Origin of the sequence: Roseinatronobacter sp. NSM (assembly GCF_052379845.1) — a bacterium.
In the GTDB taxonomy this organism is placed as follows: domain Bacteria; phylum Pseudomonadota; class Alphaproteobacteria; order Rhodobacterales; family Rhodobacteraceae; genus Roseinatronobacter.
On the sequence record NZ_JBQTCF010000035.1, the window covers coordinates 17,340 to 44,029 of the forward strand.

The 26,690-nt window shown below is 62.5% G+C and carries 30 protein-coding genes; 15 read left to right on the plus strand and 15 right to left on the minus strand.

Going from position 1 to position 26,690, the window contains the following annotated elements; translation table 11 throughout:
* Nucleotides 1–90 precede the first annotated feature (90 nt).
* From ACTZWY_RS16495 to ACTZWY_RS16505, 3 genes are all read right to left on the minus strand, one after another.
* A complete protein-coding gene (locus ACTZWY_RS16495; RefSeq protein ID WP_444791803.1) occupies nucleotides 91–462 on the minus strand; it encodes a hypothetical protein in 372 nt (123 codons plus the stop codon).
* A 55-nt stretch (nucleotides 463–517) separates the two neighbouring features.
* Nucleotides 518–1,075, minus strand: a complete 558-nt coding sequence (locus ACTZWY_RS16500) for an ActR/PrrA/RegA family redox response regulator transcription factor (protein ID WP_444791831.1) — start codon at nucleotides 1,073–1,075, stop codon at nucleotides 518–520.
* 70 nt (nucleotides 1,076–1,145) lie between these two features.
* Entirely contained in the window at nucleotides 1,146–1,766 is a 621-nt protein-coding gene (locus tag ACTZWY_RS16505; protein ID WP_444791804.1) for an SCO family protein, read from the minus strand.
* Between the two features lie 126 nt (nucleotides 1,767–1,892).
* On the opposite strand from ACTZWY_RS16505, the gene regB reads away from it, so the two are divergent.
* The 7 genes from regB (at nucleotide 1,893) to trmD (ending at nucleotide 7,634) form a co-directional block, all read left to right on the plus strand.
* Nucleotides 1,893–3,281, plus strand: a complete 1,389-nt coding sequence (regB, locus tag ACTZWY_RS16510) for a sensor histidine kinase RegB (RefSeq protein ID WP_444791805.1) — start codon at nucleotides 1,893–1,895, stop codon at nucleotides 3,279–3,281.
* A gap of 197 nt (nucleotides 3,282–3,478) precedes the next feature.
* A complete protein-coding gene (gene ffh / locus ACTZWY_RS16515) occupies nucleotides 3,479–4,966 on the plus strand; it encodes a signal recognition particle protein (protein WP_444791806.1) in 1,488 nt (495 codons plus the stop codon).
* Nucleotides 4,963–5,526, plus strand: a complete 564-nt coding sequence (locus ACTZWY_RS16520; RefSeq protein ID WP_444791807.1) for a GNAT family N-acetyltransferase — start codon at nucleotides 4,963–4,965, stop codon at nucleotides 5,524–5,526. The genes ffh and ACTZWY_RS16520 overlap by 4 nt, the downstream gene beginning before the upstream one ends.
* The gene (locus ACTZWY_RS16525; RefSeq protein ID WP_444791808.1) at nucleotides 5,523–5,819 is read left to right on the plus strand and encodes a chorismate mutase; all 297 of its coding nucleotides are present in this window, start codon (nucleotides 5,523–5,525) and stop codon (nucleotides 5,817–5,819) included. Before ACTZWY_RS16520 ends, ACTZWY_RS16525 begins: the two co-directional genes overlap by 4 nt.
* Before the next feature lie 53 nt (nucleotides 5,820–5,872).
* Nucleotides 5,873–6,226, plus strand: a complete 354-nt coding sequence (rpsP, locus tag ACTZWY_RS16530) for a 30S ribosomal protein S16 (protein ID WP_444791809.1) — start codon at nucleotides 5,873–5,875, stop codon at nucleotides 6,224–6,226.
* Nucleotides 6,227–6,321: 95 nt separating this feature from the next.
* The gene (rimM, locus tag ACTZWY_RS16535; protein ID WP_444791810.1) at nucleotides 6,322–6,831 is read left to right on the plus strand and encodes a ribosome maturation factor RimM; all 510 of its coding nucleotides are present in this window, start codon (nucleotides 6,322–6,324) and stop codon (nucleotides 6,829–6,831) included.
* A complete protein-coding gene (trmD, locus tag ACTZWY_RS16540; RefSeq protein WP_444791811.1) occupies nucleotides 6,828–7,634 on the plus strand; it encodes a tRNA (guanosine(37)-N1)-methyltransferase TrmD in 807 nt (268 codons plus the stop codon). Before rimM ends, trmD begins: the two co-directional genes overlap by 4 nt.
* A gap of 293 nt (nucleotides 7,635–7,927) precedes the next feature.
* Here trmD and kdsA read toward each other — a convergent pair whose 3' ends face one another.
* The 7 genes from kdsA to ACTZWY_RS16575 all read right to left on the minus strand — a co-directional run bounded on the left by kdsA (nucleotide 7,928) and on the right by ACTZWY_RS16575 (nucleotide 13,853).
* On the minus strand, nucleotides 7,928–8,773 hold the full coding sequence (gene kdsA, locus ACTZWY_RS16545; protein WP_444791812.1) for a 3-deoxy-8-phosphooctulonate synthase: 846 nt from the start codon (nucleotides 8,771–8,773) through the stop codon (nucleotides 7,928–7,930).
* Nucleotides 8,770–9,561, minus strand: a complete 792-nt coding sequence (locus tag ACTZWY_RS16550) for a 3-deoxy-manno-octulosonate cytidylyltransferase (RefSeq protein ID WP_444791813.1) — start codon at nucleotides 9,559–9,561, stop codon at nucleotides 8,770–8,772. Before ACTZWY_RS16550 ends, kdsA begins: the two co-directional genes overlap by 4 nt.
* Complete coding sequence (locus tag ACTZWY_RS16555) at nucleotides 9,558–10,550, minus strand: KpsF/GutQ family sugar-phosphate isomerase (RefSeq protein WP_444791814.1); 993 nt, start codon at nucleotides 10,548–10,550, stop codon at nucleotides 9,558–9,560. The genes ACTZWY_RS16550 and ACTZWY_RS16555 overlap by 4 nt, the downstream gene beginning before the upstream one ends.
* Nucleotides 10,551–10,645: 95 nt before the next feature.
* Nucleotides 10,646–11,749, minus strand: coding sequence for a THUMP domain-containing class I SAM-dependent RNA methyltransferase (locus ACTZWY_RS16560; RefSeq protein WP_444791815.1), 1,104 nt, complete (start codon nucleotides 11,747–11,749; stop codon nucleotides 10,646–10,648).
* Nucleotides 11,750–11,880: 131 nt separating this feature from the next.
* Nucleotides 11,881–12,171 (minus strand): 4a-hydroxytetrahydrobiopterin dehydratase, encoded by a 291-nt coding sequence (locus ACTZWY_RS16565; RefSeq protein WP_444791816.1) that lies wholly within the window; start codon nucleotides 12,169–12,171, stop codon nucleotides 11,881–11,883.
* A 20-nt stretch (nucleotides 12,172–12,191) separates the two neighbouring features.
* Nucleotides 12,192–13,361 (minus strand): GNAT family N-acetyltransferase, encoded by a 1,170-nt coding sequence (locus tag ACTZWY_RS16570; RefSeq protein WP_444791817.1) that lies wholly within the window; start codon nucleotides 13,359–13,361, stop codon nucleotides 12,192–12,194.
* A gap of 3 nt (nucleotides 13,362–13,364) precedes the next feature.
* Nucleotides 13,365–13,853, minus strand: coding sequence for a peroxiredoxin (locus tag ACTZWY_RS16575; protein ID WP_444791818.1), 489 nt, complete (start codon nucleotides 13,851–13,853; stop codon nucleotides 13,365–13,367).
* A gap of 86 nt (nucleotides 13,854–13,939) precedes the next feature.
* On the opposite strand from ACTZWY_RS16575, the gene ACTZWY_RS16580 reads away from it, so the two are divergent.
* From ACTZWY_RS16580 to ACTZWY_RS16590, 3 genes are read left to right on the plus strand one after another with little or no spacing between them, the layout of a single operon-like run.
* Nucleotides 13,940–15,145 (plus strand): NAD(P)/FAD-dependent oxidoreductase, encoded by a 1,206-nt coding sequence (locus ACTZWY_RS16580; protein ID WP_444791819.1) that lies wholly within the window; start codon nucleotides 13,940–13,942, stop codon nucleotides 15,143–15,145.
* The gene (gene rsmD, locus ACTZWY_RS16585; protein WP_444791820.1) at nucleotides 15,142–15,711 is read left to right on the plus strand and encodes a 16S rRNA (guanine(966)-N(2))-methyltransferase RsmD; all 570 of its coding nucleotides are present in this window, start codon (nucleotides 15,142–15,144) and stop codon (nucleotides 15,709–15,711) included. Before ACTZWY_RS16580 ends, rsmD begins: the two co-directional genes overlap by 4 nt.
* Nucleotides 15,708–16,355, plus strand: coding sequence for an HAD family hydrolase (locus ACTZWY_RS16590; protein ID WP_444791821.1), 648 nt, complete (start codon nucleotides 15,708–15,710; stop codon nucleotides 16,353–16,355). The genes rsmD and ACTZWY_RS16590 overlap by 4 nt, the downstream gene beginning before the upstream one ends.
* A 61-nt stretch (nucleotides 16,356–16,416) precedes the next feature.
* On the opposite strand, the gene ACTZWY_RS16595 is transcribed toward ACTZWY_RS16590, so the two are convergent.
* Nucleotides 16,417–18,069, minus strand: coding sequence for a thiamine pyrophosphate-binding protein (locus tag ACTZWY_RS16595; RefSeq protein ID WP_444791832.1), 1,653 nt, complete (start codon nucleotides 18,067–18,069; stop codon nucleotides 16,417–16,419).
* Between the two features lie 129 nt (nucleotides 18,070–18,198).
* Here ACTZWY_RS16595 and ACTZWY_RS16600 point away from each other — a divergent pair, with 129 nt between their 5' ends.
* The 4 genes from ACTZWY_RS16600 (at nucleotide 18,199) to ACTZWY_RS16615 (ending at nucleotide 20,851) form a co-directional block, all read left to right on the plus strand.
* The gene (locus tag ACTZWY_RS16600) at nucleotides 18,199–18,744 is read left to right on the plus strand and encodes an NADPH-dependent FMN reductase (protein WP_444791822.1); all 546 of its coding nucleotides are present in this window, start codon (nucleotides 18,199–18,201) and stop codon (nucleotides 18,742–18,744) included.
* Between the two features lie 88 nt (nucleotides 18,745–18,832).
* Nucleotides 18,833–19,564, plus strand: coding sequence for a competence/damage-inducible protein A (locus ACTZWY_RS16605; protein ID WP_444791823.1), 732 nt, complete (start codon nucleotides 18,833–18,835; stop codon nucleotides 19,562–19,564).
* The gene (locus ACTZWY_RS16610; RefSeq protein ID WP_444791824.1) at nucleotides 19,561–20,277 is read left to right on the plus strand and encodes a GNAT family N-acetyltransferase; all 717 of its coding nucleotides are present in this window, start codon (nucleotides 19,561–19,563) and stop codon (nucleotides 20,275–20,277) included. The genes ACTZWY_RS16605 and ACTZWY_RS16610 overlap by 4 nt, the downstream gene beginning before the upstream one ends.
* 1 nt (nucleotide 20,278) lies before the next feature.
* A complete protein-coding gene (locus ACTZWY_RS16615; protein WP_444791825.1) occupies nucleotides 20,279–20,851 on the plus strand; it encodes a peroxidase-related enzyme in 573 nt (190 codons plus the stop codon).
* A 126-nt stretch (nucleotides 20,852–20,977) separates the two neighbouring features.
* On the opposite strand, the gene ACTZWY_RS16620 is transcribed toward ACTZWY_RS16615, so the two are convergent.
* The 3 genes from ACTZWY_RS16620 to hemC all read right to left on the minus strand — a co-directional run bounded on the left by ACTZWY_RS16620 (nucleotide 20,978) and on the right by hemC (nucleotide 24,477).
* A complete protein-coding gene (locus ACTZWY_RS16620) occupies nucleotides 20,978–21,991 on the minus strand; it encodes a YcjF family protein (RefSeq protein ID WP_444791826.1) in 1,014 nt (337 codons plus the stop codon).
* The gene (locus tag ACTZWY_RS16625; protein WP_444791827.1) at nucleotides 21,988–23,412 is read right to left on the minus strand and encodes a YcjX family protein; all 1,425 of its coding nucleotides are present in this window, start codon (nucleotides 23,410–23,412) and stop codon (nucleotides 21,988–21,990) included. The genes ACTZWY_RS16620 and ACTZWY_RS16625 overlap by 4 nt, the downstream gene beginning before the upstream one ends.
* Nucleotides 23,413–23,517: 105 nt before the next feature.
* A complete protein-coding gene (hemC, locus tag ACTZWY_RS16630; RefSeq protein WP_444791828.1) occupies nucleotides 23,518–24,477 on the minus strand; it encodes a hydroxymethylbilane synthase in 960 nt (319 codons plus the stop codon).
* 109 nt (nucleotides 24,478–24,586) lie between these two features.
* Between hemC and hemE the strand changes: the two genes are divergently transcribed.
* Nucleotides 24,587–25,636: a uroporphyrinogen decarboxylase gene (hemE, locus tag ACTZWY_RS16635; protein ID WP_444791829.1), complete on the plus strand. Its 1,050-nt coding sequence runs from the start codon at nucleotides 24,587–24,589 to the stop codon at nucleotides 25,634–25,636.
* An 84-nt stretch (nucleotides 25,637–25,720) separates the two neighbouring features.
* On the opposite strand, the gene ACTZWY_RS16640 is transcribed toward hemE, so the two are convergent.
* Nucleotides 25,721–26,194: a fasciclin domain-containing protein gene (locus tag ACTZWY_RS16640; protein ID WP_444791830.1), complete on the minus strand. Its 474-nt coding sequence runs from the start codon at nucleotides 26,192–26,194 to the stop codon at nucleotides 25,721–25,723.
* Nucleotides 26,195–26,690: the final 496 nt, after the last annotated feature.

The following is a 26,690-nucleotide window of genomic DNA, read 5'->3' on the forward strand; positions in this document are numbered from 1 at the left end:
GCTTAGTCCAAAGTGCGAAGGGCTGCTTCAGGCCAAGTCCCGTCCTGCGCCAGTATCCGAACCTGATATGTTCAGGCCGCCCGGCCCATGTTACGGCACCTGACACGCCGACACGCGATGTGTTGTCTGAACAACCAGCTCTGCGCGCCTTTGGCGCAAGTCCTGCAGGCGCGTCTGCTCGGCCTGCCGGTCAATTGCTTCGCGCGCTTCAGAACGTGGGCGTTGAACGGATTGGGTGCAAAACAGCACGGGTTCGCGCGGCCATGCGCACAGGCTTATGCGCGTCAGCCCCTCTTGTGCGGGAATAACCCTGTAGCCTTGGGCAAGCGCGCTTTCCACATCCGCGATCTGCGCGTCGAGATCGCGCAAATCCGCCTGTGCCGCGCGAATGCAGCGGTCCTGCGGTGTGGCGCAGGCGACAAGCAACGCCGGAATGGCCGCGATCATAACAAGATGGCGCATGTTTTGGTGCCCCCGGTCAGCAAGGCGCGCGCATCAACGCCCCCGCTTCAGCCTGTCACCGAGGCGAACGTTTGGCAAGGATGCGCTGCAATGTGCGGCGGTGCATGCTTAGCCTGCGCGCCGTTTCCGACACGTTGCGGTCGCATTGCTCATACACGCGCTGGATATGTTCCCAGCGCACACGATCCGCAGACATGGGATTGTCGGGAATGTCGGGCAGTTCGTCATCTGGCAATGCCAGCAGGGCGCGCAGCACGTCATTCGCGTCAGCGGGTTTTGACAAGTAGTCGGTCGCGCCAATCTTGACGGCGGCAACGGCTGTCGCAATCGCGCCATAGCCTGTCAGCACCACCACGCGCACGTCATCGCGCGCCGCGCGCAGGGCTTCCACCACATCCAGCCCGTTCCCGTCTTCAAGGCGCAGGTCCACCACTGCATAGGCAGGTGGGCGGGCCTTGGCGATGACCTTGCCTGCCACCACTGAAGTGGCGGTTTCCACCTGAAAGCCGCGTTTTTCCATGGCGCGCGACAGGCGTTTCAAAAACACCTCGTCATCATCGACCAGCAACAGTGACGGATCAGGCCCAAGGTCAATCTTCGCGCTATCTTCCATTTTCACACCCGCTTTCCTGTTTGTCACATTTAGGGCGGGATATGCCAAAGGTCAATTTCATCCGCGCCGGTCAGGCGTTGTCAATGAAACAGGCCAATGTGTCGGCAACCTGTTCGGGGGACTGGTCGCGGCGGATGATGTCAACAAATCCATGTTCGGGAAGCATGAAATAGCTGAAGGTTGAATGGTCGATCAGGAAGAAATCATCATCACTTTCCTGTGCCGCGTAATACACGCGATATGCGCGCGCGGCGGCGCGGATCTGTTCTTCCGTGCCGGTCAGGCCAATCATGTCAGGATGCATGAAGCGCACGAATTCCGCCAGCAAGTCCTGTGTGTCGCGTTGGTGGTCCACGGATACGAACACCGGCGTTACATCATAGCCGCGCTCCGTCAGCAGATCGACCGCCTGCGCATTGCGCGCCGTGTCCAGCGGGCAGACATCAGGGCAGAAAGTATAGCCGAAATACAGCAATACCGGACGATCCGCGAAATCCGCGTCCGTGACGGTGCGCCCCGTGTGGTCCACCAGTTCGAACGGCCCGCCAATGGACCCCGCCCCCCCCGCAATTGACGTTTCGCGGCATTGCCCCAGACCAGCCTGATTGGACCCTGTCATGACCATATAGCCAAGCCCCCCCAGAAGGGCGGCAATCAGTCCGGCGGCAATAAGTGAATACAGGCGAATCATCGCACCCTCTCCGACTTAGGGATATTGGCGTCTTGATGACGGAATGCGCGCGGCCTAACAATCCCTTATCCCGCAACTGTGACATCAAGCCCTGCCCGCAGCCCGCCGACCAGAAGGAGCCACCCCATGAAAGCGCCCACTTTTGGCGAAATCAGTCAGGATAATCGCGGCGAATGGGTGCGCCTGCGTACATTGACCTATGTGCGGGCCGTGGCGCTTGTAGGGCAGGTGGGGGCGTTCCTGCTGGCCGTGGTGGTGTTTGACCTGCGCTTCGATCTGGGGTTGGTGGCGCTGGTCATTGGTGCGGCGGCGGTGTCCATTTTGCTGGCGCTGTTCCTGTTCCCGCCCACCAAGCGGCTGTCGGACGTGGAAGCGTCGCTGACATTTCTATTCGACATCGCGCAATTGGGCTGCCTGCTATACCTGACGGGCGGCATAACAAACCCTTTTGCGCTGCTGATCATGGCCCCTGTCGCCATTTCCGCCATGGCGCTGCAGCCGCGGTCAACCATGATGCTTGCGCTTGTGGCTATCGGGCTGATTACACTGGTCAGTGTGGCCTATCAGCCGCTTCGGTTCATGGATGGGACCATTCTTGTGGTGCCCCCGATCCTGAGTTTCGGGTTCTGGGCGGCAATCGTGATCGGGGTCGTGTTTCAGGCATTCTATGCCCACCGTGTTGCCGCCGAATCGGATTCGATGGCAGATGCGCTTCTGGCCGCACAGATGGCCTTGTCGCGCGAACAGAAGCTGACCGATCTGGGCGGGGTGGTGGCGGCAACAGCGCATGAACTGGGCACGCCGCTGGCCACGATAAAACTGGTCAGTTCCGAACTGGCCGACGAACTGAGTGACCGCCCCGACCTGCTGGACGATGTGCGCCTGCTGGCCAGCGAGGTGGACCGCTGCCGTGATATTCTGCGCGCCATGGGGCGCAGCGGCAAGGATGACACGCATATGCACCGCGCCCCGCTTGAAGCCGTGCTGCAAGAAGCTGCAGACCCCCATCGCAACCGTGGCAAACAGGTTCATTTCCTGCTGACACCAGAAGGCGGCGCGCCTGACAGCCAGCCCCTGATCCTGCGCCGCCCTGAAATTATTCACGGGTTGCGCAACCTGATCCAGAACGCCGTTGATTTCGCGCAATCGCAAGTGTGGGTTGACGCGCGCTGGACCCCGCAGGCCCTGACGCTGCGTATTATTGACGATGGCGCAGGGTTCCCGCCGCAGGTCCTGTCCAGCATAGGCGAGCCGTTTCTGGGCCGCCGCCGCGACCCCGCGCGCAGCAAGCGCCGGCCGGGCTATGACGGTATGGGGTTGGGCACATTCATTGCAAAAACCCTGCTGGAACGCACAGGCGCCAGACTGGATTTCATGAATTGCGACGGATTGGTGAAAACCCTGCCGCATGCGCCGGACCTGCGCGGGGCATTGGTGGAAATTCGCTGGCCGCTTTCGGCGATTGCCGCCGATATGTCCCAGGGGCTTGATCCGAACCCTTCGATCGGGGTGTAGCTCATGAATGCCCACAGGCTTGACTTCCGGCCTGTCTGTGCATAAACGGGCAGATGATTCCGGAAGTAAGAACGCTTCCGGTCTTTGCTTATGTGCAAAGATCGCCATCCACCAGCGCGTTGCGCCCGTGGGTGCGATGATGGTTTTTCGCCCATCAGGGCAAAGGAAGCGCCCCGCTGGGCAAGGAGATGACGCGCATGTTCGAGAATCTGTCCGAACGCCTGTCTGGTGTCTTTGACCGCCTGACAAAACAGGGCGCGTTGTCCGAAGATGACGTGCGCGCCGCCCTGCGCGAAGTGCGCGTGGCCCTGCTGGAAGCCGATGTTTCGCTGTCCGTGACCCGCGATTTCATCAAGCGTGTGCAGAAAAAGGCCACTGGCGCATCCGTCACCAAATCCGTGACACCGGGCCAGCAGGTCGTCAAGATTGTTCATGACGAACTGATCGCCATGCTGGAAGGCGAAGAAGACACCGGCGCGCTGAAAATCGACAACCCGCCTGCACCCGTTCTGATGGTGGGTTTGCAGGGGTCGGGGAAAACGACGACCACCGCGAAACTGGCCCGCCGCCTGAAAGACCGCGAGGGCAAGCGCGTGTTGATGGCCAGTCTTGACACCAACCGCCCCGCTGCGATGGAACAGCTTGCCATCCTTGGCACCCAGATCGGGGTTGATACGCTGCCCATCGTCAAGGGCCAGTCTGCGGTTGAAATTGCCAAACGCGCCAAGCAACAGGCCACGCTGGGCGGGTATGACGTGTTCTTGCTGGACACCGCAGGGCGGCTGCATATTGACGATGTGCTGATGGACGAAGTGCAGGCCGTGCGCGATGTCGCCAACCCGCGTGAAACCCTGCTGGTTGTGGATGGCCTGACGGGGCAGGATGCTGTCAATGTGGCCGCCGAATTTGACGGCAAGCTGGGCGTGACCGGCGTAGTCCTGACCCGCATGGACGGCGACGGGCGCGGCGGTGCGGCACTGTCGATGCGCGCAGTCACCGGCAAGCCCATCCGCTTTGTGGGGCTGGGCGAAAAAACTGACGCATTGGAAGTGTTCGACCCCAAGCGCGTGGCAGGCCGCATCCTTGGCATGGGCGACATCGTGGCCCTTGTGGAAAAAGCCCAGGAAGTGCTGGAGGTTGAACAGGCCGAACGCATGATGAAGCGGTTCCAGAAGGGTATGTTCAACATGAACGACCTGAAAATGCAGCTGGAACAGATGCTGAAAATGGGCGGCATGCAGGGCGTCATGGGCATGATGCCGGGCATGGGCAAAATGTCCAAGGCCGCCGAAGCCGCCGGTTTTGACGATTCCATGCTGAAACGCCAGATTGCGCTGGTCAATTCCATGACCAAGAAAGAACGCGCCAACCCCGCTATCCTGCAAGCCAGCCGCAAGAAGCGCATTGCCGCAGGCGCGGGGCTGGATGTGTCGGACCTGAACAAACTGCTGAAGCAGCACCGCCAGATGGCCGACATGATGAAAACCATGGGCAAAAAAGGCATGCTGAAACAGGCCATGGCCGGTATGATGGGCAAGGGCAAAGGTGCAGATGCCCTGCCGGACCCCGGCCAGATGGACCCCAAACTTATGCAACAGGCCGCGCGGCAACTTGGCGGCATGCCCGGACTGGGCGGCGGTGGTGGTTTGCCCGGTGGCCTGTCAGGGATGTTCAAGAAAAAATGACACCTGCACTGGCCCACACCCCTGTTCTGGAAACCGCGCGACTGCTGTTGCGCGCGCCCGTCGCCGCCGATTGGCCAGCGTGGCGCGACTTCATGGCGTCGGATCGTGCGCAATTCGTAAATGCACTGGCGCGCGATGACAACGCGGCCTGGCGTGCTTTTGGCCATTTCATCGGGCATTGGGTGCTGCATGGGTTTGGCCAGTTCGTCATCACCGACCGGCAATCGGGCGCGGTTCTGGGCTCGGCGGGGCCGTGGTTTCCGTTGGGCTGGCCCGAACGGGAACTTGGCTGGCTGCTGTGGACCCCGCAGGCCGAAGGCAAGGGTTACGCATTCGAGGCGATCAGCGCCATCCGTGACCATGTGCAAGATCATCTGGGGTGGGATACCGCAGTCAGCTATATCGCGCCCGACAATCAGCGCAGTCTGGCGCTGGCGCAACGGCTGGGATGCGTGCAGGACACAGCCGCGCAAACGCCGGGCGGGCTTGCAAATGTGCAGGTCTGGCGCCACCCTATTGCGCGCGCCGATAATGATGGCAACCTAGAGGCCTATGCATGAATGACCATGTTCAACGCGCCGCGGATCTGCTGGCCGGCCACCGCGACAGCATCGACCGGCTGGACGCAATCCTTGTCTATACACTGGGCGAGCGGTTCAAGCATACGCAGGCTGTGGGCCGCCTGAAGGCGCAGCATGATCTTCCACCGTCTGACCCTGCGCGCGAAGAACGCCAGATTGAACGGCTGGAATGGTTGGCCAAAGAGGCCGATCTCGACCCGGAATTTGCCAAGAAATTCCTGAATTTCATCATCTCGGAGGTGATCCGTCACCACGAGGGAATGCAACGCTGACACTGAATTTGCGGGGCCATCCCGCGACTGCCTGCTCATAAGGAGAAACTGACATGGCAACGAAAATCCGTCTGGCCCGTGGTGGGTCCAAGAAACGCCCCCATTATGCGATCGTCGCATCCGATTCGCGCATGCCGCGCGATGGCCGCTTTCTGGAAAAACTGGGCACCTATAACCCGCTGCTGGCCAAAGACAGCGAAGACCGCATCAAGATGGACCTTGACCGCGTCAAGCATTGGCTGGACCTGGGCGCACAACCCACCGACCGCGTTGCGCGTTTTCTGGAAGCTGCGGGCGTGCGTGAAAAAACGACCCGCGCCAACATGAAAAAGGCCCAGCCCGGCAAGAAAGCGCTGGAGCGCGCAGCCGAGAAAGCTGCAAAATCCGAAGAAGCTGCTGCCGAATAATCTGGCGATAGCAGGGGGGCTTGCTGCCCCCCATATTGCCCGCAATTTGCGGGCAATACCCCCCCCGCGAGTATTTTGGGCAAGATGAAAGCAACATGAGCAAAGCGCGAATCTGTGTCGGGGCGATCATGGGGGCCTATGGGGTGCGCGGCGAAGTGCGCCTGAAAAGCTTTTGCGCTGATCCCCGTGCGATTGGGGATTATGGCCCGCTATGGTCCGAAGATGGGGCACGGCAGTTCACGCTGACCCTTGGGGCGCAAGTAGCCCAAGGGTTTGCCGGGCGTCTGGCCGGGGTAAACAGCCGCGACGCGGCTGACGCGCTGCGCGGGGTGCGGTTGTTCGTGGACCGTGACCGCCTGGCGAACCTGCCTGATGATGAATTCTACCATGCTGACCTGATTGGCGTGCAGGTGTTTGACACTGGCGGGGCGGAACTGGGGCGGGTGAAGGCAGTTTTGAACCACGGTGCGTCGGACCTGTTGGAAATTGTGGCACCCGGGCGCAAGGGCGCGATCCTGTTGCCGTTTACGCAAGCGGCGGTGCCGACAGTTGATCTGGCAAGCCGCCGCATTATTGCCGACCCGCCCGAAGGTTTGATTGAATGACCGACCGGCCAAGGCGCGCGGCGGGCCGCATTGCGGTAACGCCGTCGCTGAGCCCGCGTGATCTGGATGCGCCGCGCCCGTTGGCGCAGGCATGGCAGGCGCGCATCATCACGTTGTTTCCCGAAGCGTTCCCCGGTGTGTTGGGCCTGTCCTTGACGGGCAAGGCGCTGAAAGCGGGGCTTTGGGGGCTTGATACCATTGATTTGCGTCTGTTTGGGGACGGCAAGCACCGCAATGTTGATGACACGCCTGCGGGCGGCGGGGCGGGGATGGTGCTGCGCGCGGATGTGCTGGGGCGTGCCATCACCATGGCGCAGCGGGGGCGTAGTGATTGCCCGTTGGTCTATTTGTCCCCGCGCGGGGCGCCATTTACGCAGGCCACGGCGCGGCGTTGGGCCAGTGGTGCCGGCGTAACGGCGATTTGCGGGCGGTTTGAAGGGATTGACCAGCGCGTGATTGACCATTTCGGGGTTGAGGAAGTCAGCCTTGGGGATTTTGTCCTGACGGGTGGCGAGATTGCTGCGCAGGCCATGATTGATGCGACAGTGCGTCTGCTGCCGGATGTTCTGGGCAATGCCGCCTCGGTGGAGGAAGAAAGTTTCGCGCGCGGTTTGCTGGAACACCCGCACTATACCCGGCCCGCAGAATGGCAGGGGCTGGGCATTCCCCCGGTGCTGCAATCAGGCAACCATGCCGAGATTGCGCGCTGGCGTCAAAGCCAGTCCGAACAGCTGACGCAGGCGCGCAGGCCGGATTTATGGGCGCAATGGCTAGCGCGCCGGAGCGACGGGGGCGACAGTTAGGCGCGTGCGTGTGTGTTGGGTGGGGAATGGCCTGAAGGGGACGTTGGCACTTGGATGAAGCACGCGCTATCGGCGGGCCGGGGTCTGCCGATCCAGCGTTATAGGGATGCAGTTTATCCACGCGGCATATTCCTGACATCAAGCGCTTGGCACGCCTTCAGGTCATCGGCAGGCCGCGGGACGGCCCGCCGATGGCGCGGCGGCCTGCAGCCTTGATTCCGCACTAGGGGGATGCTTTCAACGTCTGCTTCAGGCCATTTTCCCCTGCCATGGTGACCTATAGTCGCCGTCAGTCACAGCGCGATATGCGGCTGGGATTTCGACAACTCATCCAGTGCGCGCAACTGGCCGATAAGGGCTTCCATCTTGTCCACTGGTATCATGTTCGGCCCGTCAGATGGTGCGCTGTCGGGGTCCTGATGGGTTTCGATGAACAGCGCCGACACGCCCACTGCTACTGCGGCCCGCGCCAGAACGGGCGCGAATTCGCGTTGCCCGCCTGATGTGGTGCCTTGCCCGCCGGGTTGCTGCACCGAATGCGTTGCGTCAAACACCACCGGATAGCCGGTTTGCGCCATTGTAGGCAGGCCGCGAAAATCGCTGACAAGCGTGTTATAGCCGAAGGACGTGCCACGGTCGCACAGCATGATGCGCGTGTTGCCGGTAGATGCGATTTTGGCGGCAACATTGCCCATGTCCCACGGGGCGAGAAACTGCCCTTTTTTGACATTAATGGCGGCGCCGGTTTCGCCTGCGGCCAGCAGCAAGTCAGTTTGCCGGCACAGAAACGCGGGAATTTGCAGCACGTCGCAGACCTGCGCGGCAGGCGCACATTGACGCGCGTCATGCACATCGGTCAGCACGGGCACGCCGAATTCGCGCTTGATCTGGTCCAGAATACGCAGCCCTTCATCCATGCCCAGCCCGCGCTGCGTGCCGATAGAGGAACGGTTGGCCTTGTCATAGCTGGCCTTGAAGATGAAGCGCGTGGCCGTGGGCGCACAGGCCGCGGCAATGCGTTCGGCCATCATGCGCGCGTGGTCCAGACTTTCCAACTGGCATGGGCCAGTGATCAGTGCGAAGGGATGCGTGCCGCCAATGGTGATGTCGCCAATCTGGATGGGGGTTGTTTCTATCATGGTGCCTCCTGCAAAGCGGATTCGATGCGCCCGACATCCATAGGGTTGTTCAGTTCCCAAAACACCCGCCCGCGCGCGTCCACTTCCACGCAACGCACCGGGATTCCGCCATACAGGAAGCGCAGTTGTTCCAGCCCTTCCAGATTTTCCAGCGTGCAGGGCGGGATTGCCGCATATTGCGCCAGCGCCGATGGGCGGTAGGCATAGACGCCCACATGATGGAAGACGGGAATCGGTTCGGGCAGTTTGCCAGCATCGATGAAGGGCAGAACTTCCTTGGAGAAATACAGCGCGTTCATGTTCCGGTCAAACACGGCCGTGGTGCCGCCCACGCGCCCGTTGCGCCGGTCGTCGATGAAGTTTTCATAGGTCTGGCGGTCACAGCGCAGCACAGGGGTTGCCATGCCCACGGTGAGGTCTGCGCGCATGGCTTCGATGAGGGCCTCGACAAACCAGGGCGGGGTCAGCGGCGCGTCGCCTTGAAGGTTGATGACCAGATCCGGCGCAATAGCCAGCCGCGCCAGCGCATCGGCGCAGCGCGCCGTGCCGTTTTCACAGCTTTCGGAGGTCATGACCACATCGGCCCCGAACCCGCGCGCGGTATCTGCGATGCGGTCATCATCGGTGGCCACATACACTGCATCCACGCCGCGCACTTGCAGGGCGGCTTCCCAACTCATTTGAATCAGGGTTTTGGTGGCCCCGTCGCGCTGGCGCAATGCCACCAGCGGCTTGCCGGGATACCGGGTTGACGCATAACGTGCCGGAATAAACAAAACGGTTTTCACATGACCCCCGCGCGTAAAAAATCGTGGATATGAACAATGCCTATGGGTGTATTCTGCGGCGTGACCACCAGCAACACGCTGATCTTGCGCGCATTCATCAGTGCCAGCGCTTCGGCGGCAAGCATGTCGGGTTGCACGGTCACGGGGCTTGGATTGGCCACATCGGCGGGCCGCACACTCATCAAACTGTCCATGTTGCGGCGCAAATCGCCATCGGTCATGACACCGGCAATGCGCGCACCATCCATAAGCACGGCCACGCCGAACCCTTTGGATGTCATGGTCAAAAGTGCGGTCTGCATATCCGTGCTATGGTCCAGCAGCGGCAGCGAGTCGCCTTCATGCATGAAATCGGCCACGGTTTTCAGCTGCGCGCCCAGTTTGCCACCGGGATGATACAGGCGAAAATCCTCGGGCATGAAGCCGCGCACTTCCATCAGGGCCACGGCCAACGCATCGCCCAGTGCAAGCGTCAGGGTGGTGGATGTGGTGGGGGCCATGCCGATGGGGCAGGCTTCGGGCAGCAGGGGCAGCGTCAGCCGGTAGGTTGCGGCGCGCATCATTGTGCTGTCGGGATGGGATGAAATGCCCATCATGGGGATCGAAAAGCGCTTGATGTGAAACAGCATGTCGCGCAGTTCGGTGGTTTCGCCGGAATTCGAGATCAGCAGGCAAATGTCGTCATTGGTGACCATGCCCAGATCACCATGGCTGGCCTCGGCGCAATGCACAAAGAAAGCGGGCGTGCCCGTGGACGCCAGTGTCGCGGCAATCTTGCGCCCGATATGGCCGGATTTGCCGATCCCCGACACAATGACACGGCCCTTGATATTCAGGATGTGGTGGATCGCGGGTTCCAGATCAGCGGGCAGGTTATTGGCCAGGTAATCCAGTGCGCGGGCTTCTACCGCGACAGTTTCGGCAGCTGCCTTGCGGATAACGTCAGGGGCGTTTTCCGGGCCGGGGGCGGTGCTTGCAATATGTGCCATCTTGTGGCCTTTCGGGTTCAGACGTGCCGGTTGCAGGGCAGTGACGGGCTTGTTTCAGATTGTGCGCGCGACGACAAGCCATGTCCAGCCTTGCGCTATAGCGGGCCGCTTTGGAACAGGTGCACTTTCAGCCCACCATGGGGAATGGGGGGGCCGGGCTGCAGGGGCAGGCCGGTGGCATGGGCCAGTTTGCGCTCCGATGTGACAAGGCCCAGCCGCCATCCTGTGAACTGGTCGCGCAGCACCTGCCCCAGCGTGGCATAAAGCCCGAACAGTTTGGCGGGGTTGCCAATGCGCGCGCCATAGGGCGGGTTGACCATGATCAGGCCGGGGGGCGTGTCGGGACGGGTCAAGGCGCCGATGGGCTGGCAGGCAAACGCAGTGCAGTCCGTCAGGCCAGCACGCGCGGCATTGTCGCGGGCGTTCTGGATCGCGCCTTGGTCGCGGTCAAAACCGAAGAACTGCAAGGGCGGGGCTTTGGGGCTGTGCGACTGCACTTTGGCCCAAGCCCTTGGGTCGAAGCTGGCAAGGTTCTGGAAGGCGAACGCGCGGCTGCGGCCCGGTGGCAGGCCTGCGGCGTGGTCCGCCGCTTCCAGAACAAAGGTTCCCGACCCGCACATCGGGTCGATCACGGGTTGGGTGCCGTCAAACCCCATTTGCCGCAGGAAGGTTGCGGCCATTGTTTCGCGCAAGGGGGCCTTGCCGGTGGCCAGTTTATGGCCGCGTTTGTGCAGCCCGTCCCCCGAGGTGTCCAGCGAGATGGTGACCATGTCATCATCTATGCGGATCATCAGGCGCAGATCGGCATCTGCGGTGACCGGCGCGCCAAGGGTTTCGGTGATTGCCGTTGCAATGCGCTGCGCTGCGGCTTTTTGGTGATAAATGCGCGAGCGGGTGCAGGTGACGTCTATTCTGACCGGAAGATCAGCGCGCAGTACGTCGGACCAGGGGAATTTCCGGGCGCGTTTGTCCAGTTGTGCCAGATGCAGGGCGCGAAATGCCCCCAGGCGGACCAGAACCCGGCTGGCGCTGCGCAGCCACAGGTTCGCGCGCCAGATGTCGGGCCATGTGCCGGTTGTTTCCACACCGCCGGGAACAGCGACAGGGGCGGGCAGGCCCAATACCTGCGCTTCGCGCAGAACCACAGGTTCAAGCCCCGGCAGGCAGGCGAGGAATACGGGAAAGGATGACTGGTTCATGGCAGTCGCATAGGCGCAATTGCGAGTCTGTGCCAGAAGAAAAAGGAATGCGCCCGGCCAGCGTGGCCCACCCACCCGCCCCCGCGCCCCGCTTGCGCGGCGCGCTTGCCACGCCGGCCGGGCGCAGGTGCCTAGTGGTTGGCCAATGCATCCATCTTGCGTGCCAGTTTCACATCAAGATCGGTCAGCCCGCCCGCATCATGGGTTGTCAGCACCACAGTCACATGTTTGTAGACATTGGACCATTCGGGGTGATGGTTCAGCTTTTCGGCGTGGATCGCGCAGCGTGTCATCCAGCCGAAGGCTTCGGTGAAATCGGCGAAGGTGAATTTCTTTTCAATCGCATCGCGCCCGTCCGTTTTTTGCCAGCCATTGGCCAGCAGCGCGTCCAGTGTTGTGGTGTCGGTCAGTTTTACAGCCATATCGTTACCCCTCCTGTTGGTCAGGTCTGTTTGCGAAACGGCGCATGGTCGCGCAGGATCTCCATTTCATCATTGATGGCCTGCGTTTCATCGCTCAGATAGCGCGCCACCGCCTTTTGAAAGCCCGGTTGCGGGAAGTAATGCAACGAATGCACGCGCGAGGGCATATAGCCGCGCGCCAGTTTGTGGATGCCTTGCGCGCCCGCTTCCACCCTGCGCAGCCCTTTGGCAATGGCGTAGTCCATCGCCTGATAGTAGCACAGTTCGAAATGCAGGCAGGGATGATCCTCGATGCAGCCCCAATAGCGCCCGAACAGGCAATCACGCCCGATGAAATTCAGCGCCCCTGCCACTGGCTGCCCGTCGCGTTCGGCCAGCACCAGCAGAATATCATCGCGCATCGTGTCATGGATATGATCGAAGAACGCCCGCGTCAGATAGGGCGTGCCCCATTTGCGCGCGCCCGTGTCTTGATAGAAGGTCCAGAAGGCGTCCCAATGCGCGGGCTGGATGTCCGCGCCGGTATAGTGCCGGATGTCCCCGCCAAAGCCCTGCGCCTGCGCGCGTTCCTTGCGGATGGTCTTGCGCTTGCGCGATGACAGATCGGCCAGAAAATCGTCAAAACAGCTGTAGCCGCGGTTTTCCCAATGGAATTGTTCGGTCACGCGGGGCAGGAAGCCCAGTTCTGCGCCCTGCGCGGCCTCACCTTCGGTGCAGAAGGTGACATGTGCTGATGACAGCGCATTGTCGCGCGCAATCTGTGCCAGCGCCTGCAACAGCGCGGCCCCGCCAGCATCCCCCATATCGGGCGCACACAGCAGCCGCCGCCCTGTGGCCGGTGTAAACGGAACAGCGATTTGCAGCTTGGGGTAATAATCGCCGCCCGCGCGGCCATAGGCCTGCGCAAACGCATGGTCGAAGATATATTCGCCTTGGGAATGCGATTTCACATACATGGATGCGGCGGCAACCAACTGGCCCCCGTTTTGGACGATCAGGTGGCGCGGTTCCCATCCCGCCGCCGCCCCGACTGACCCCGAAGTTTCCAGCGCGCGCAGGAAGCGATAGGTTGTAAACGGGTCAATAGGGCGGCCAAGGGCCGCTTCCGGGCAGGCGCAGGCATCCCAATCCTGCGGGCTGACATGCCCCAGATCAGGAATCAGCGTGACCGAAAGCGCACCCCCGTCCATAGGTCAGATCGCGGCCAGCAGCGCCTCGCCACCCGATACGTCGCAGGTGCCGGGGCTTTCTTCGGTGTGCAGCACGCTGACCTTGCCATCGTCAACCAGCATGGCATAGCGCTTGGAACGCCCCATCAGCCCGACAGGGGGCGCGTCAAAATCCATGCCGATGGATTTGGTGAAGGCCCCTGTGCCGTCGGCCAGCAAGGTCAGGCCCGCTTCTGTTGCGCCGGTGGCTTCGCCCCATGCCTTCATCACGAACGGGTCATTGACGGCAATGCAGATAATCTCATCCACGCCTTTGGCGGCAAAATCATCCTTGGTGCGGATGAAGCTGGGCACATGCGCGGAATGGCAAGTGGGCGTAAACGCGCCCGGCACTGCGAAAATTGCCACTTTGCGGCCCTTGGTCAGGCCCGACAGGTCAATCTGTTCCGGCCCTTCGGCCCCGATCCGGCTGAATGTGGCGTCGGGCAATGTGTCGCCTGTGGTGATTGCCATTGTATATGCTCCTCGTTGTGTTGTGTTTGCCACTGCCCAAGATATAGGGTCACACACAGATTAGGCCAGAGGCAGCGAGGCAGCAGATGGAAAGAATAGTGGTCATAGGTGCCGGACAGGCAGGCGCATCACTGGTGGCAAAATTGCGCGCATCGGGGTTTGCGGGTAAAATTTCCCTGATCGGGCAGGAAACCGTGCCGCCCTATCAACGCCCGCCCCTGTCCAAGGCCTATCTGTTGGGGGAACTGGCGCTGGAACGGCTGTTCCTGCGCCCTGCCAGTTTTTATGCCGATCATGACATAGACTTGCATCTGGGCGCACCAGTGACCGCGATTGACCGCATCGCGCGCACAGTTACCGTGGGCGAGCAGGTTCTGGCTTATGACCAGCTTGCGCTGACAACCGGCACGGTGCCGCGCAATCTGCCTGCCGCAATCGGGGGGGCGCTGGCGGGGGTGCACACTGTGCGCACCTTGGCGGATGTGGACGCCATGGCCCCGGACTTCGCGGCGGGCCGCCAGCTTGTCATTATCGGCGGCGGCTATATCGGGCTGGAAGCGGCGGCTGTGGCGGCCAAACGCGGCCTGACAGTTACAGTTGTCGAAATGGCCCCGCGCATTTTGCAACGCGTGGCCGCCCCCGAAACCTCGGATGCGATTCGCGCTTTGCACCAGTCGCATGGGGTGCGGATCCTGGAAAATGTCGCCCTCGCTGCGCTGGAAGGCGCGGACCGCGTGACCGCCGTGCGCCTGACAAATGGGGATGTGCTGCCCGCTGATTTCGTGATCGCGGGAATTGGTGTGCTGCCCGATACGGCGCTGGCCGAAGCGGCGGGCCTGTATCTGGAAAACGGCATCGCGGTTGATGCGCTGGGCCGCACCTCCGATCATACCATATGGGCCGCAGGCGATTGCGCGTCCTTTCCATGGCGCGGCCAGCGCTTGCGGCTGGAATCAGTGCAAAACGCCATAGATCAGGCCGAACTGGTGGCGCAGAACATGCTGGGTGCCGGGTTGGACTATGACCCGATGCCTTGGTTCTGGTCGGATCAATATGACCTGAAGCTGCAAATCGCGGGGCTGAATCTGGGCTATGACCGTGTTGTGGTGCGCGACGTGTCAGGCGCGCGCAGCCATTGGTATTACGCGGGCGACAAGCTGCTGGCGGTGGATGCACTCAATGACCCGCGCGCTTTCATGCTTGCCAAACGCCTGATCGCAGCGGGCCGCAGCCCCGACCCCGCGCAGGTGACAGACCCTGCCACCGACCTGAAATCCCTGTTGCAGCCATGAGGGTGATTGGCGGGCGGTTTCGTGGCACCAAACTGGCCGAGCTGGGCAGCGGCGATGTGCAGGCGCATTTGCGCCCCACATCCGACCGGGTGCGCGAAGCCGTCTTCAACCTTCTGGTCAATGGCGGCTATGGCAATGTGCTTCAGGATGCGCGCGTGCTGGACCTGTTTGCAGGCACTGGCGCGCTGGGGCTGGAAGCGCTGTCGCGCGGGGCCGCGCATGTCACATTTGTGGATGACGGCGCAGTGGCGCGCGGGGTGCTGCGCCAGAATATCGAAAAACTGCGCGCCATGGGCTGCACCAAACTGTTCCGCCGCGATGCCACCGTCTTGGGCGAAAACCGGGGCGCGGCCTTCTCGCTGGTGTTTCTGGACCCGCCCTATGGGCAGGGCCTTGGCGCGCGGGCGCTGGCCAGCGCGCAGGCGGGGGGCTGGCTGGCCGATGATGCGCTGATCGTCTGGGAAGAAAACGCGCCCCAACCCGCGCCCCCCGGCTTGCATCTGCGCGATCATCGCCGTTACGGGGACACCCATGTTACCATTCTAACACGTCAGGGGACAGCATGACACCGGAACTGGTTATTTTCGATTGCGACGGCGTCATTGTCGACAGCGAAGGGCCAACATTGCACATGCTGCGCGATGATCTGGCCGCGCGCGGGCTGGACCTGCCGCTGGACCGCGCAATGGACATGTTCATCGGCGCCACCATGTCCGGCGTGGCCGCCAAGGCCCGCAGCCATGGCGCGAACCTGCCCCCCGACTGGGTCGAAGGGTTCTATGACCGCCTTTATGCGCGGCTCAAACAGGGCACACCCCTGATTGCGGGCATTGAAACTGTGCTTGACCGGCTGGACGGCGCATCCATCCCCTATTGTGTCGGCTCGAACGGGCGGCATGCGAAAATGGCCATCACCATCGGCCAGCATCAGGCACTGTGGAACCGGCTTTCGGGGCGGCTCTATGCCGCCGAAGATGTGCCCGCCCCAAAACCCGCGCCGGACCTGTTTTTACACGCAGCGCGCGCCTTTGACATCGCGCCTGCGCAGTGCGTCGTCATTGAAGACAGCGCAACAGGTGCCCGTGCCGCCCGTGCCGCCGGGATGCGGTGTTTTGGCTATGCCCCCGACGGCGATGGTGCCCATCTAGCCGCCCAGGGGGCAACAGTCTTTCACGCAATGCCTGACCTGCCTGCGCTTTTGTCCATCTGATTTCATTCTGGCAAAAATATCCCGGGAGCGCGAGGGCAGCGCCCTCGCCCCCCTGTCGAATTCAGGACCCCGCCAGTGCCTGCGCCTTCGCCACAGTCAGCGATGGCGACAACGCGTCGGGGTCCAGCACCAGTTCCACAATCGCAGGCCGCCCCGCCGCCACCGCGCGGTCAAACGCGGGCAGGAAATCTGCGGTGCGTTCCACCCGTTCGCCATGCCCGCCATAGGCCGCCGCCAGCGCGGCATAATCGGGGTTGAACAGCCCCGTGCCGCTGACCCGTCCGGGATAGGTTTTTTCCTGATGCATGCGGATCGTGCCATATTGGCCGTTATTGCACACAATTACGATGATATTCGCCCCATGCTGGCGCGCGGTGGACAGCTCGTTCAACGTCATCTGGAAACAGCCATCGCCTGCAAAACACACCACGACGCGCTCGGGGTGTTCCAGTTTCGCGGCAATCGCGGCGGGAAACCCATAGCCCATGGACCCCGATGTGGGGGCCAGATGGCCCGGAAAGGCGCGGGCGCGCAAATAGCGGTGCAAAAAGGCCGCGTAATTGCCTGCGCCATTGGTGACAATCGCATCTTCGGGCAGATGGTCTGACAGGCTGTGGATGATCTGTTCCAGCTTCACCGCGCCGGGCGTTTCAACGGGCGTGACCCAATCCAGATAATCGGCATGTGCCGCGCGCGTCCAGTCTGTCCAGTCTGGGTGTGCGGGGGCGTCGCGCTTTGCCAGTTTGGTGATGAAATCCACCGCAGGCGCGGCCAGCGCCAGATCAGGGCGATAGACGCGGCCCAACTCGTTCGGGTCAGGGTGAATATGGATGATGGTCTTGTCCGGGCTGGCCGGGTTCACCAGGTCATACCCGCCCGTCACAATATCGCCCAGCCGCGACCCCAGCACCAGCAGGCAATCGGCGTCGCGCAGGCGCTGCGCCAGTTTCGGGTTCATCCCCACGGCCAGATCGCCTGCATAATTGGGGTGGCGATTGTCGATGCGGTCCATCCGCCGGAAAGTCGCACAAACCGGCAGCCCGAAATTCGCTGCAAAATGCCCAAGGGCTTGCGCTGTGTCGCTGGACCAGACCGACCCGCCCGCAATCACCAGCGGGCGTTTGGCGGTGCACAGCATGTCCAGCACCGCATCAATCTGCTCAGCGCACACAGATGGTGGCGTGGGGGCCACGGCCGGCAGGTCGGGCACATCGGCGCGGGCGGACAGAATGTTTTCGGGCAGTGCCAGCACAACGGGGCCGGGGCGGCCCGCGCTGGCCTGATGAAAGGCACGGCTGATATATTCGGGCAGACGGTCGGTATGGTCCACCTCGGCGGCCCATTTGGCGATGGGCTTGAAGAATTCGCGGTAATTGACTTCCTGAAACGCCTCTCGGTCGCGGTGGCGGCTGTCGATCTGGCCCACAAACATGATCAGCGGTGTGGAATCCTGCATGGCGACATGAATCCCGCTGGACGCGTTCGTGGCCCCCGGCCCGCGGGTGACGAACACAATGCCGGGCTGGCCGGTCAGTTTGGCGTGGGCCTCGGCCATCATGGCCGCGCCCCCTTCGTGGCGGCAAACGATGTTTTCGATGCCTGACTCATGCAGCCCGTCCAGCGCCGCCAGAAAACTTTCGCCCGGCACCGAAAAGACGCGGCGCACGCCCTGCGCCTTCAGTTGGTCCACCAGTATTTGTCCGCCATGTCGCATGGTCATGAATGCCTCGTTTTGCTTGTAATCCGCCCCAGTCTGGGAGATTGCGAACCCATGTTCAACCGCGATGATTGCCATTTGCCGGTTTGTCGCTAGCTATGAACCCACACCCTTGAAGGAGGTTCCATGTCGGATTTGAAACTTGTTGGCCTGTGCGGGGCGCTGCGCGCGCAATCATTTAACCGCAAATTGTTGGCACAGGCCGCGCGCCTGTTTGATGGTGCGGAATTTACCGAAGGGGATTTGCGCCTGCCCCTGTTTGATGAAGATCTGGAGGCGCAGGGCCTTCCGTCTGAAGTGATCCGCCTGAAAGACCAGATCAAGGCCGCCGATGCCGTGGTGATTGCCTGCCCCGAATACAACAAGGCCCCGTCCGGCGTGCTGAAAAACGCGCTGGACTGGTTAAGCCGTGGGGGTGCACCCTGGGCAGACAAGCCCGTGGCGATTGTGTCTGCCGCCGCAGGGCGCGCGGGCGGCGAGCGGGCGCAATTCGCGCTGCGCCTGATGATGGTGCCATTTCGCCCGCGCCTGTTGCAGGGACCGGAAGTTCTGGTGGCCAGCCCGCAGGACCATTTCGACGCAGACGGCACGCTGATGACCGAAAGCTATGTCAAGCTGCTGTCGGACCTGATGGGCGCGCTGCGCAACGAGGCAGAACTGACGCGCGGCTGACAAATGCGCGCATGGGCGTGCGACAAGGGTTTGAAACCCGCGCGCGGCGCTTCTATACCTGAACAAGGCAGATATATCGGAGATACGAATGTCGAACCCCACCGCCGCGATGCTGGTCATCGGTGACGAAATCCTGTCAGGGCGCACCCGTGATGCGAATATGCATTATCTGGCCGGGCAGTTGTGCACGCGCGGCATTGACCTGGCCGAAGTGCGCATTGTGTCCGACAAGCACGACAAGATCGTGGCGGCGTTGAACGCGTTGCGGGCGGACTATGACCATGTGTTCACATCGGGCGGAATTGGTCCCACGCATGATGATATCACCGCTGATGCCGTGGCGGCCGCCTTCGGGGCGAATGTCGACATCCGCGATGATGCGCGCGCCATTCTGGCCGCGCATTACCAGCGCACGGGGCTGGAACTGAACGCTGCGCGGCTGCGCATGGCGCGCATTCCCGACGGGGCCAGCCTGATTGACAACCCCGTCTCCTCGGCCCCGGGGTTTACCCTGGAAAACGTGCATGTGATGGCGGGCGTGCCTGCAGTGTTTCAGGCCATGGTGGCGTCAGTGCTGCCGCTGCTGACATCAGGGCAGGCGCTGTACAGCCAAACCCTGTGCGTCAATCGCGGCGAGGGCGAGATAGCCGCCGACCTGGCCGCGCTGGCCGCCGCCTATCCCGACCTGTCCATCGGGTGCTACCCGTTCCAGCGCGACGGGGCGTTTGGGGCAAATGTGGTGGTGCGCGGGCAGGCGCGCGCGCAGGTGGATGCGGCGATGGTGCGCCTGTCAGACCTGTTCCCCGAGGCGGTTGCGTGACACTGCCCGCCCCTGACGCGCTGTTTGCAGCGCTGGAGGGGACATGGCCGGCCTTGTCGCGCAAACTGGTGGCAGGCTGGACCATCCGCGACGGTGCAGGCGGGGGCAAGCGCGTCAGCGCGGCCACCACCAAGGATGACAGCGCAGACATTGCTGTTGCAGAAGCGGCCATGCGCGCGCTGTCCCAAAAGCCGCTGTTCATGCTGCGCCACACGCAGACAGCGCTGCAAGACCGGCTGGCGGCGTGTGGCTATGGCCGCGTTGACGCCAGCGTGATTTATGCCGCCCCGGTTGCCGCCATCGCACAAGACCCCCCCGCCATAAGCCTGTATGCCGTCTGGCCGCCGCTGGCGATCATGCGCAGGATCTGGGCTGACGGGGGTATCGGGCCTGCGCGGGTGCAGGTCATGGCGCGGGCGCGCGGACCAAAAGCGGGCTTGATTGCGCGCCGCCATGACCGCGCTGCAGGGGCTGCGTTTTGCGCGGTCCATGACGGTATTGCGATGGTGCATGCCGTCGAAGTGGCCCCCGCGCTGCGCCGCAAGGGGGTGGCGCGCATGATCTTGCAAGGGGCGGCCTTCTGGGCGCAGGAACAGGGCGCGCAGTGGCTGGCACTGGCCGTAACCGAAGCAAACGCCCCGGCGCGCGCATTGTATGATGCGCTGGGCATGCAGGTGATGGCGCAGTATTCCTATCGTCAGAAGGAGGACTGAGATGACCACGCAAGTGACAAAGCTGAACCTGCCCGCAGCCGACCCGCTGCCTGAACGCACGCAAAAATATCTGGACCTTGCACAGCAGAAACTGGGCATGGTGCCGAATGTTTTGCGGGCCTATTCGTTCGATGTGGCGAAATTCGATGCATTTGTGGGCATGTATAATGACCTGATGCTGGGCGACAGTGCCCTGAGCAAGCTGGAGCGAGAGATGATTGCCGTGGTGGTGTCGTCCATCAACCGGTGCTGGTATTGTCAGGTCGCCCATGGCGCGGCAGTGCGCGAGTTGTCGGGCGACCCTGCGCTGGGTGAAGCGATGGTCATGAATTACCGCGCCGCGCCGCTGGATGCGCGCACCCGCGCCATGCTGGATTTCGCAGCGCTGGTGACCGAGGCCAGTGCGAGGGTGGAGGAGGCAGACCGCGACGCCCTGCGCGCGCACGGATTTTCCGACCGCGATATTTTTGACATTATCGCAGTGGTGGGGTTCTTTTCGATGTCCAACAGGGTGGCGTCGGCCACGGGAATGGCGCCCAACCCCGACTATCATTCCATGGCGCGGCAGATGTGACCGGGAAGGGGGACGGGGGGCGGCTGCCCCCCGACAGCACCGGCCTGCGGCCAGTGCTGAACCCCCCGCCCCAAGGGGGGCACGCCCCCCTTGGGCAACCCCGTGGATATTTGGGCCAGCGTGACATCAGGGTTTCTTGTCGAACAGGCCACTGACCGCGCGGCGCATGATGGCGCTGGTGCGCGGGCGGGGCTGGGTGTGGAAGGGCAGGGGGCGGCAGAGTTCGATTGCGGCAATGCCCAGACGCGCAGTCAGCGCCCCGTTGACCACCCCTTCGCCAAAGCGGCGCGACAGTTTTGATGCGATCCCGCCAGAGGCCACAGCGCCGATCATGTCTTCACCCACGGCCAGCGCGCCTGTCGCCAGAAGATGGGTGATGATACCCCGCAACAGCCGCAGACTGCCCAAAGTGCCAGCGCGACCGCCGTAAATTTCGGCAATGCGCCGGATCATGCGCAGATTGGTGAGCAGGGCAGCCATTACATCGACCAATGCGAGCGGGATCATGGCGGTGAGCAGGGCGACCTGCCGTGCGGAGGTTTCGACCTGAAGGCGGGCGGCGGTGTCAAGCGGCGCGAGAAGGATGATTTCGGCCTGATCAAGCAGCGCGTCGGAATCTGGTTGGTCAGGTGCGGTTTCGGCCATGCGCGCGCAGGGCCAGCGCATGTCTGGTCGGTGCGCATAAAGCGCGTCCAGTGCGGCAAGGGTGCGGGTGGCGTCGGGGCGGTTGTTGTCGGTGCGGGCGCGCGCGGCCTGTTGGCGGAGCAGGTCGATCCGGCGCAGGCGGCGCAGGCCCGCCCATTCGCGCAGCGCCATGGCGACGCCAGAGAGGACAAGAACGGCAAGAAGGCCAAGCGCCGTGTAGCCCAGGATTTCACTGCGCGCGACAAGGCCGGTGGTGAAGTCCCATGCCGTGACCGATACGGCAAGGGTGATGAACCCCACCAAGCCGCCCCAGCCCAGTTTGGCCCATAGTGTCAGTTTTGTGCCCGCGCCGCGCAGGGCCATTTGCATGGCCTGACCGCCGGGGCCGTCGGGCGGGGCCGCGCTGTCATCATCGGGCAGGGGGTGGGCCGTGTCGGGGGCGGCGTGGGGGACGTCGTCGTCAAGTTCGATGAGCACAGGCTTGCGGTCGGTCATGTCAGAAGGTCCCCGATCAGGAAGTCTGCGGCGCTGTCCATGCGGATATGGGGCAGCCCGTCGCCTGGGGCGCGGGTCAGGGGTGCGGGGGCGAATTGCATGATGCGGTAATCGGCATCCAGCCAGCGCCGGGCATCGTGCTGTGACCGCCCGAGAAGCTGGGCGGGGTCTGTGGGCAAGTCCCCTGCATGGAAGGCGGCCTGTTTGCCGCTGTCAAGAAGTTTGCCGCGCACGCAGTCCAGTGTCTGGCCATCGCGGTGATGCTGTTCTTCGATGGTGGTGCGCAGGGCTGCGATGGACAGCGCCCTGGTGGTTGCGCCCGCGAAATCGGCGCGGTCACGGGACTGGCGCAGCAGGGCGGTTGTTATGGCGGTCAGGCGGGGGTGCTGGCTGTGGTGCAGATGGTCGGCCTTGGTGGCGGCAAACAGGATGCGTTCCACGCGTTTGCCGCCCAGAATGCGGCCAAGCCATGCGGTGCGGCCGGGCCGGAAGGTGGCCAGCAGGTCGGCCATCGTCTGGCCCAGCCGGTCCACGGCATCCGGCCCCGCATGGATGGCGCCCAGCACGTCGGCCAGCACAACCTGACGGTCGATGCGGGCGAAATGGGCGCGAAAGAAGGGCCGCACCACCTGTGCCTTGTAGGCGTCGAACCTGCGCGCCATTTCACGCGCCAACGACCCGCGCGGGCCTGTGGCCGCCATGGGCACGAAGGTCAGCACCGGCGAGCCTGCCAGATCACCCGGCAGCAGCAGGCGGCCGGGGGTGATGTCGGGCAACCCTTGGGCACGGGCGGCCTGCAGATAGGTGGTAAAGCTTGCCGTCAGGGCCTGTGCAGCGGGTTCGTCATGGGCGGCGGCGGGGTCGGTTGCGGCCAGTTGCGTCAGGAAATCCGCAGCAAAGGGGCGGTTTTTCATGCGTGTTAGTGTTTCTTCGGACCATTGCGCATGGCTTTTGTCGAGCAGCACCAGGTCCAGCAACCATTCGCCGGGGTAGTCGATAATGTCGATATGCTGGATGCGGCTGCCCCGAATGCCCGACAACAGCCCCCCCGGGCGCACCCTGAACGACAGCCGCAATTGCGAGATGTGGCGCGTGCCTTCGGGCCAGTGGGGGGCGGGGCCGGTCAGCGCGGCCAGATGCTGTTCATATGGGAAGCGGGGCAAGGTGTCATCGGGCTGGGGTTGCAGGAAGGCGGCTTCGATATGGTCGCCAGCCACGGCCTGTATCCGGCCCATGCGCCCGCGATCCAGCAAATTGGCCACCAGAGAGGTGATGAACACTGTTTTGCCTGCGCCTGACAGGCCCGTAACGCCCAGCCGCAGCGCAGGTTCGGAAAACACGCCCGAAATTGCGCCTGTCACTGTGGCACCCGCGCGTTCAACGCGATCCACCAGCCTGTATGTCAATTTGCCAGATGCCATGACTGCCCCTTATCCGATAAACCATAGATAAGGGGCGGATGGCGAACTTGCCAGTGATGCGGACACCCCGCGCGGGCAGGCGCGCTTGCATTGCGCGATGGGGTGTCAGTGCCAGTCAAAGAACCCGGCAGGTGCACGCGCGCGCAGTCTTGCGGCCATGTCCTGCCCCAGCAGGGCCGCATCGGCCACAGGCGCGCGCCCTTCGTCAAACAGACGTTCAGACCCGTCAGGGCGCAGGATTTCGCCGCGCAACCAGATTTCCCCGCCGTCAATGACCGCCAGCCCCGCGATGGGCGTTTCGCAAGACCCGTCAAGCCCGGCCAGAAACGCGCGTTCTGCGGCCAGCCGTTGGGCCGTGGGGGTGTCATGCAGGCGTGCCAGCATTTCGGCGGTGCGGTCGTCAGCGCTGCGCCATTCAATGCCGATCGCGCCTTGGGCAATTGCGGGCAGCATGTCTTCGGGGTTGATGGGGGCACTGGCGACATGCGCCATGTTCAGGCGGTTCAGGCCCGCCATCGCCAGAAAGGTGCAATCGGCCACACCATTGTCCAGCTTGGACAGGCGGGTTTGCACATTGCCGCGGAATTCCACCACGTTCAGGTCCGGGCGGCGGTTGAGCAACTGCGCCCTGCGCCGCAGGCTGGATGTGCCCACGACTGCGCCAGCGGGCAGATCGGCCAGCGCGGCGACCCCTTGCCGCGAAACGAACGCATCGCGCACATCTTCGCGCGGCAGATAGCAGTTCAGCACCAGCCCGTCAGGTTGTTCGGTCGGCATATCCTTCATGGAATGCACGGCAATATCGATGCGGCCTGCCAGCATCGCTTCTTCGATTTCCTTGGTGAACAGCCCCTTGTTGCCGATTTCCTTCAGGGGGCGGTCCGCGTCGATCATGCTGCGGTCATCGCCGGTAGTCTTGATGGGCACAATTTCGAACGCCTGTTCTGGCAGCGCGAACGCGGCCATAAGCCGCGCGCGCGTCTCAAAGGCCTGCGCCAGCGCCAAAGGGGAGCCGCGCGTGCCAATTTTCAGGGGTTGGTCGGGGGTCGGGTATACATGTGTCATGGCACTTGATTAGCGCCGCGATCCGGTCCTTACAAGCGCAGAGTGTACACTACACTTGACAACTTGTTCCGGGCTTGGGACGAGGGAGGAATTCAAGGAGAGTTTACGCATGACCGCACCCGCCCCGACCAAGACCATTTTGCGCGCCCTTGCGGGGGAAACGCTGCCAACGCCCCCGATCTGGATGATGCGCCAGGCAGGTCGCTATTTGCCCGAATATCGCGCAACACGGGCGCAGGCGGGGGATTTCCTGTCGCTGTGTTACAACCCCGAACTGGCGGCCGAGGTGACCTTGCAGCCGATTCGCCGCTATGGGTTTGACGCGGCCATCCTGTTTGCCGACATCTTGCTGGTGCCGCAGGCGCTGGGCGCGGACCTGTGGTTTGTAACCGGCGAAGGGCCGCGCCTGTCGCAGATTGTGAACCGCGCCGGTGTGGACGCCCTGAAACCCGTGGAGGCGATTCACGACACCCTGTCGCCTGTCTATGAAACAGTGCGTATTCTGGCGCGCGAATTGCCGCGTGAGACGACATTGATCGGCTTTGCCGGTGCGCCCTGGACTGTGGCCACCTATATGATTGCCGGACGTGGCACCCCAGATCAGGGGCCAGCGCATAAAATGCGTGAAACCGAACCGCAGGCATTCGATGCCCTGATGGACCGTATTACCCTGGCAACAATCGAATATCTGTCCATGCAAATTCAGGCCGGTGCTGAAGTCGTCAAGATTTTCGACAGTTGGGCCGGGTCGCTGAAGGGGGATGCCTTCACCCGCTACGCATTGGAACCCGCCCGCCAGATCATCAAGGCCATCAACGACCGCCACCCCGGCGTGCCGGTCATAGCCTTCCCGCGCGAGGCAGGGGACGGGTATATCGGATTCGGGCGTGCAACTGGCGCGGATTGTGTGGCCATCGATAATTCCGTGACGCCCGAATGGGCGGCGGAACATGTGCAATGCGATGGCTGCGTGCAGGGCAATCTGGCGTCCAGCCATATGGTGACGGGCGGGCAGGCGCTGGTCGATGAAACCACACGCGTTGTGCGCGCCTTCAGCAAGGGGCCGCATATTTTCAATCTGGGTCATGGAATCACGCCCGATGCCAACCCCGAAAATGTTGCCCTTATGATCGAAACAGTGCGCAAGTTCCGCGCCTGACGCCCCCCACCGCAGAAAAACGGGCGGCCAGTCTGGCCGCCCGTTCCCAATAGCGCCAATGGCTGGCGCAGCTTTCCCGCCGGATTATTCCGGCAAGATCACAGTGTCGATCACATGAATCACGCCGTTTGTCGCCTCGATATCGGCCTGAATGACAGTCGCACCGTCCACGGTCACTGTGTCGCCGACACCAATGGTGACAGACTGGCCGTTCACGGTTTCCGCCATCATGCCATCTTCCAGATCGCCGGACATGACTGCACCGGGAACCACATGATAGGTCAGAATCGCGGTCAGGGTTGGGATATCGGCCAAAAGTGCCTCGACCGTGCCTTCGGGCAGGGCGGCAAATGCCTCGTCTGTCGGGGCAAATACTGTGAACGGGCCGTCCCCTTTCAGGGTATCGACCAGCCCAGCTGCCGTGACAGCGGCCACCAATGTGGAAAACGCTTCATTCCCGGCGGCAATATCCACAATGTCCTGACCGTGCCCATCTGCAAAAGCGGGCGCAGCGAATGTTGCGACAACGGCCAGTGTGCTGAGTGTTGACTTGATCATATTCGTAATCCTCCATGAATTCATCTTGGTGATGATGCAGGGTTTACGCAGCCATTCCTTCATTGGATGAGGGTCAAGTTTTCTTGAGTGGTGTTTACAAAGCCTTTTGCACGCCTAAGCGCGGGCAAATCCAGACGTCCAATGACAGTCTTGTGTTCGCGTGGCGCTGATCCACCCCCCCCGAATCGCGCGAATCGCGCTGAGCATTTCAGGGGTGTTGCCCCGTATTCCGGGCATTGCAGCGGTGCTGGCCGCCGGAATCTGGCTCTTCGGGCGGTGTCGGTGCGGGTGTCCTTATACAAGCCGCATGGGGCGCGGTAACTTTCGGAAAGTCAGTGCCCCGATTTGGGTAGGATATGTTCAAAAAACAGTCACAATTTTGCTGTAGGCTAGTTTTTTTCATTTTCTTTTCATTTCTGTCTTGCGTGTATTTGTTTGATTGCCTAGATAGCGCTTCACCGGCGGCGGGAACGCGGTTGGTTGCCTTGGGCGGTTA

Coding starts and splice junctions, on each gene's coding strand:
- ACTZWY_RS16600 (WP_444791822.1), top strand. CDS start 18,199: ATGTCGGATTTGAAACTTGTTGGCCTGTGCGGGGCGCTGCGCGCGCAA.
- ACTZWY_RS16525 (WP_444791808.1), top strand. CDS start 5,523: ATGAATGACCATGTTCAACGCGCCGCGGATCTGCTGGCCGGCCACCGC.
- rpsP (WP_444791809.1), top strand. CDS start 5,873: ATGGCAACGAAAATCCGTCTGGCCCGTGGTGGGTCCAAGAAACGCCCC.
- hemC (WP_444791828.1), bottom strand. CDS start 24,477: ATGACACATGTATACCCGACCCCCGACCAACCCCTGAAAATTGGCACG.
- ACTZWY_RS16590 (WP_444791821.1), top strand. CDS start 15,708: ATGACACCGGAACTGGTTATTTTCGATTGCGACGGCGTCATTGTCGAC.
- rsmD (WP_444791820.1), top strand. CDS start 15,142: ATGAGGGTGATTGGCGGGCGGTTTCGTGGCACCAAACTGGCCGAGCTG.
- ACTZWY_RS16505 (WP_444791804.1), bottom strand. CDS start 1,766: ATGATTCGCCTGTATTCACTTATTGCCGCCGGACTGATTGCCGCCCTT.
- ACTZWY_RS16560 (WP_444791815.1), bottom strand. CDS start 11,749: ATGAACCAGTCATCCTTTCCCGTATTCCTCGCCTGCCTGCCGGGGCTT.
- kdsA (WP_444791812.1), bottom strand. CDS start 8,773: ATGATAGAAACAACCCCCATCCAGATTGGCGACATCACCATTGGCGGC.
- ACTZWY_RS16595 (WP_444791832.1), bottom strand. CDS start 18,069: ATGCGACATGGCGGACAAATACTGGTGGACCAACTGAAGGCGCAGGGC.
- ACTZWY_RS16565 (WP_444791816.1), bottom strand. CDS start 12,171: ATGGCTGTAAAACTGACCGACACCACAACACTGGACGCGCTGCTGGCC.
- ACTZWY_RS16570 (WP_444791817.1), bottom strand. CDS start 13,361: ATGGACGGGGGTGCGCTTTCGGTCACGCTGATTCCTGATCTGGGGCAT.
- rimM (WP_444791810.1), top strand. CDS start 6,322: ATGAGCAAAGCGCGAATCTGTGTCGGGGCGATCATGGGGGCCTATGGG.
- ACTZWY_RS16575 (WP_444791818.1), bottom strand. CDS start 13,853: ATGGCAATCACCACAGGCGACACATTGCCCGACGCCACATTCAGCCGG.
- ACTZWY_RS16625 (WP_444791827.1), bottom strand. CDS start 23,412: ATGGCATCTGGCAAATTGACATACAGGCTGGTGGATCGCGTTGAACGC.
- ACTZWY_RS16620 (WP_444791826.1), bottom strand. CDS start 21,991: ATGACCGACCGCAAGCCTGTGCTCATCGAACTTGACGACGACGTCCCC.
- regB (WP_444791805.1), top strand. CDS start 1,893: ATGAAAGCGCCCACTTTTGGCGAAATCAGTCAGGATAATCGCGGCGAA.
- ACTZWY_RS16495 (WP_444791803.1), bottom strand. CDS start 462: ATGCGCCATCTTGTTATGATCGCGGCCATTCCGGCGTTGCTTGTCGCC.
- ACTZWY_RS16555 (WP_444791814.1), bottom strand. CDS start 10,550: ATGGCACATATTGCAAGCACCGCCCCCGGCCCGGAAAACGCCCCTGAC.
- ACTZWY_RS16605 (WP_444791823.1), top strand. CDS start 18,833: ATGTCGAACCCCACCGCCGCGATGCTGGTCATCGGTGACGAAATCCTG.
- trmD (WP_444791811.1), top strand. CDS start 6,828: ATGACCGACCGGCCAAGGCGCGCGGCGGGCCGCATTGCGGTAACGCCG.
- ACTZWY_RS16580 (WP_444791819.1), top strand. CDS start 13,940: ATGGAAAGAATAGTGGTCATAGGTGCCGGACAGGCAGGCGCATCACTG.
- ACTZWY_RS16615 (WP_444791825.1), top strand. CDS start 20,279: ATGACCACGCAAGTGACAAAGCTGAACCTGCCCGCAGCCGACCCGCTG.
- hemE (WP_444791829.1), top strand. CDS start 24,587: ATGACCGCACCCGCCCCGACCAAGACCATTTTGCGCGCCCTTGCGGGG.
- ffh (WP_444791806.1), top strand. CDS start 3,479: ATGTTCGAGAATCTGTCCGAACGCCTGTCTGGTGTCTTTGACCGCCTG.
- ACTZWY_RS16520 (WP_444791807.1), top strand. CDS start 4,963: ATGACACCTGCACTGGCCCACACCCCTGTTCTGGAAACCGCGCGACTG.
- ACTZWY_RS16640 (WP_444791830.1), bottom strand. CDS start 26,194: ATGATCAAGTCAACACTCAGCACACTGGCCGTTGTCGCAACATTCGCT.
- ACTZWY_RS16500 (WP_444791831.1), bottom strand. CDS start 1,075: ATGGAAGATAGCGCGAAGATTGACCTTGGGCCTGATCCGTCACTGTTG.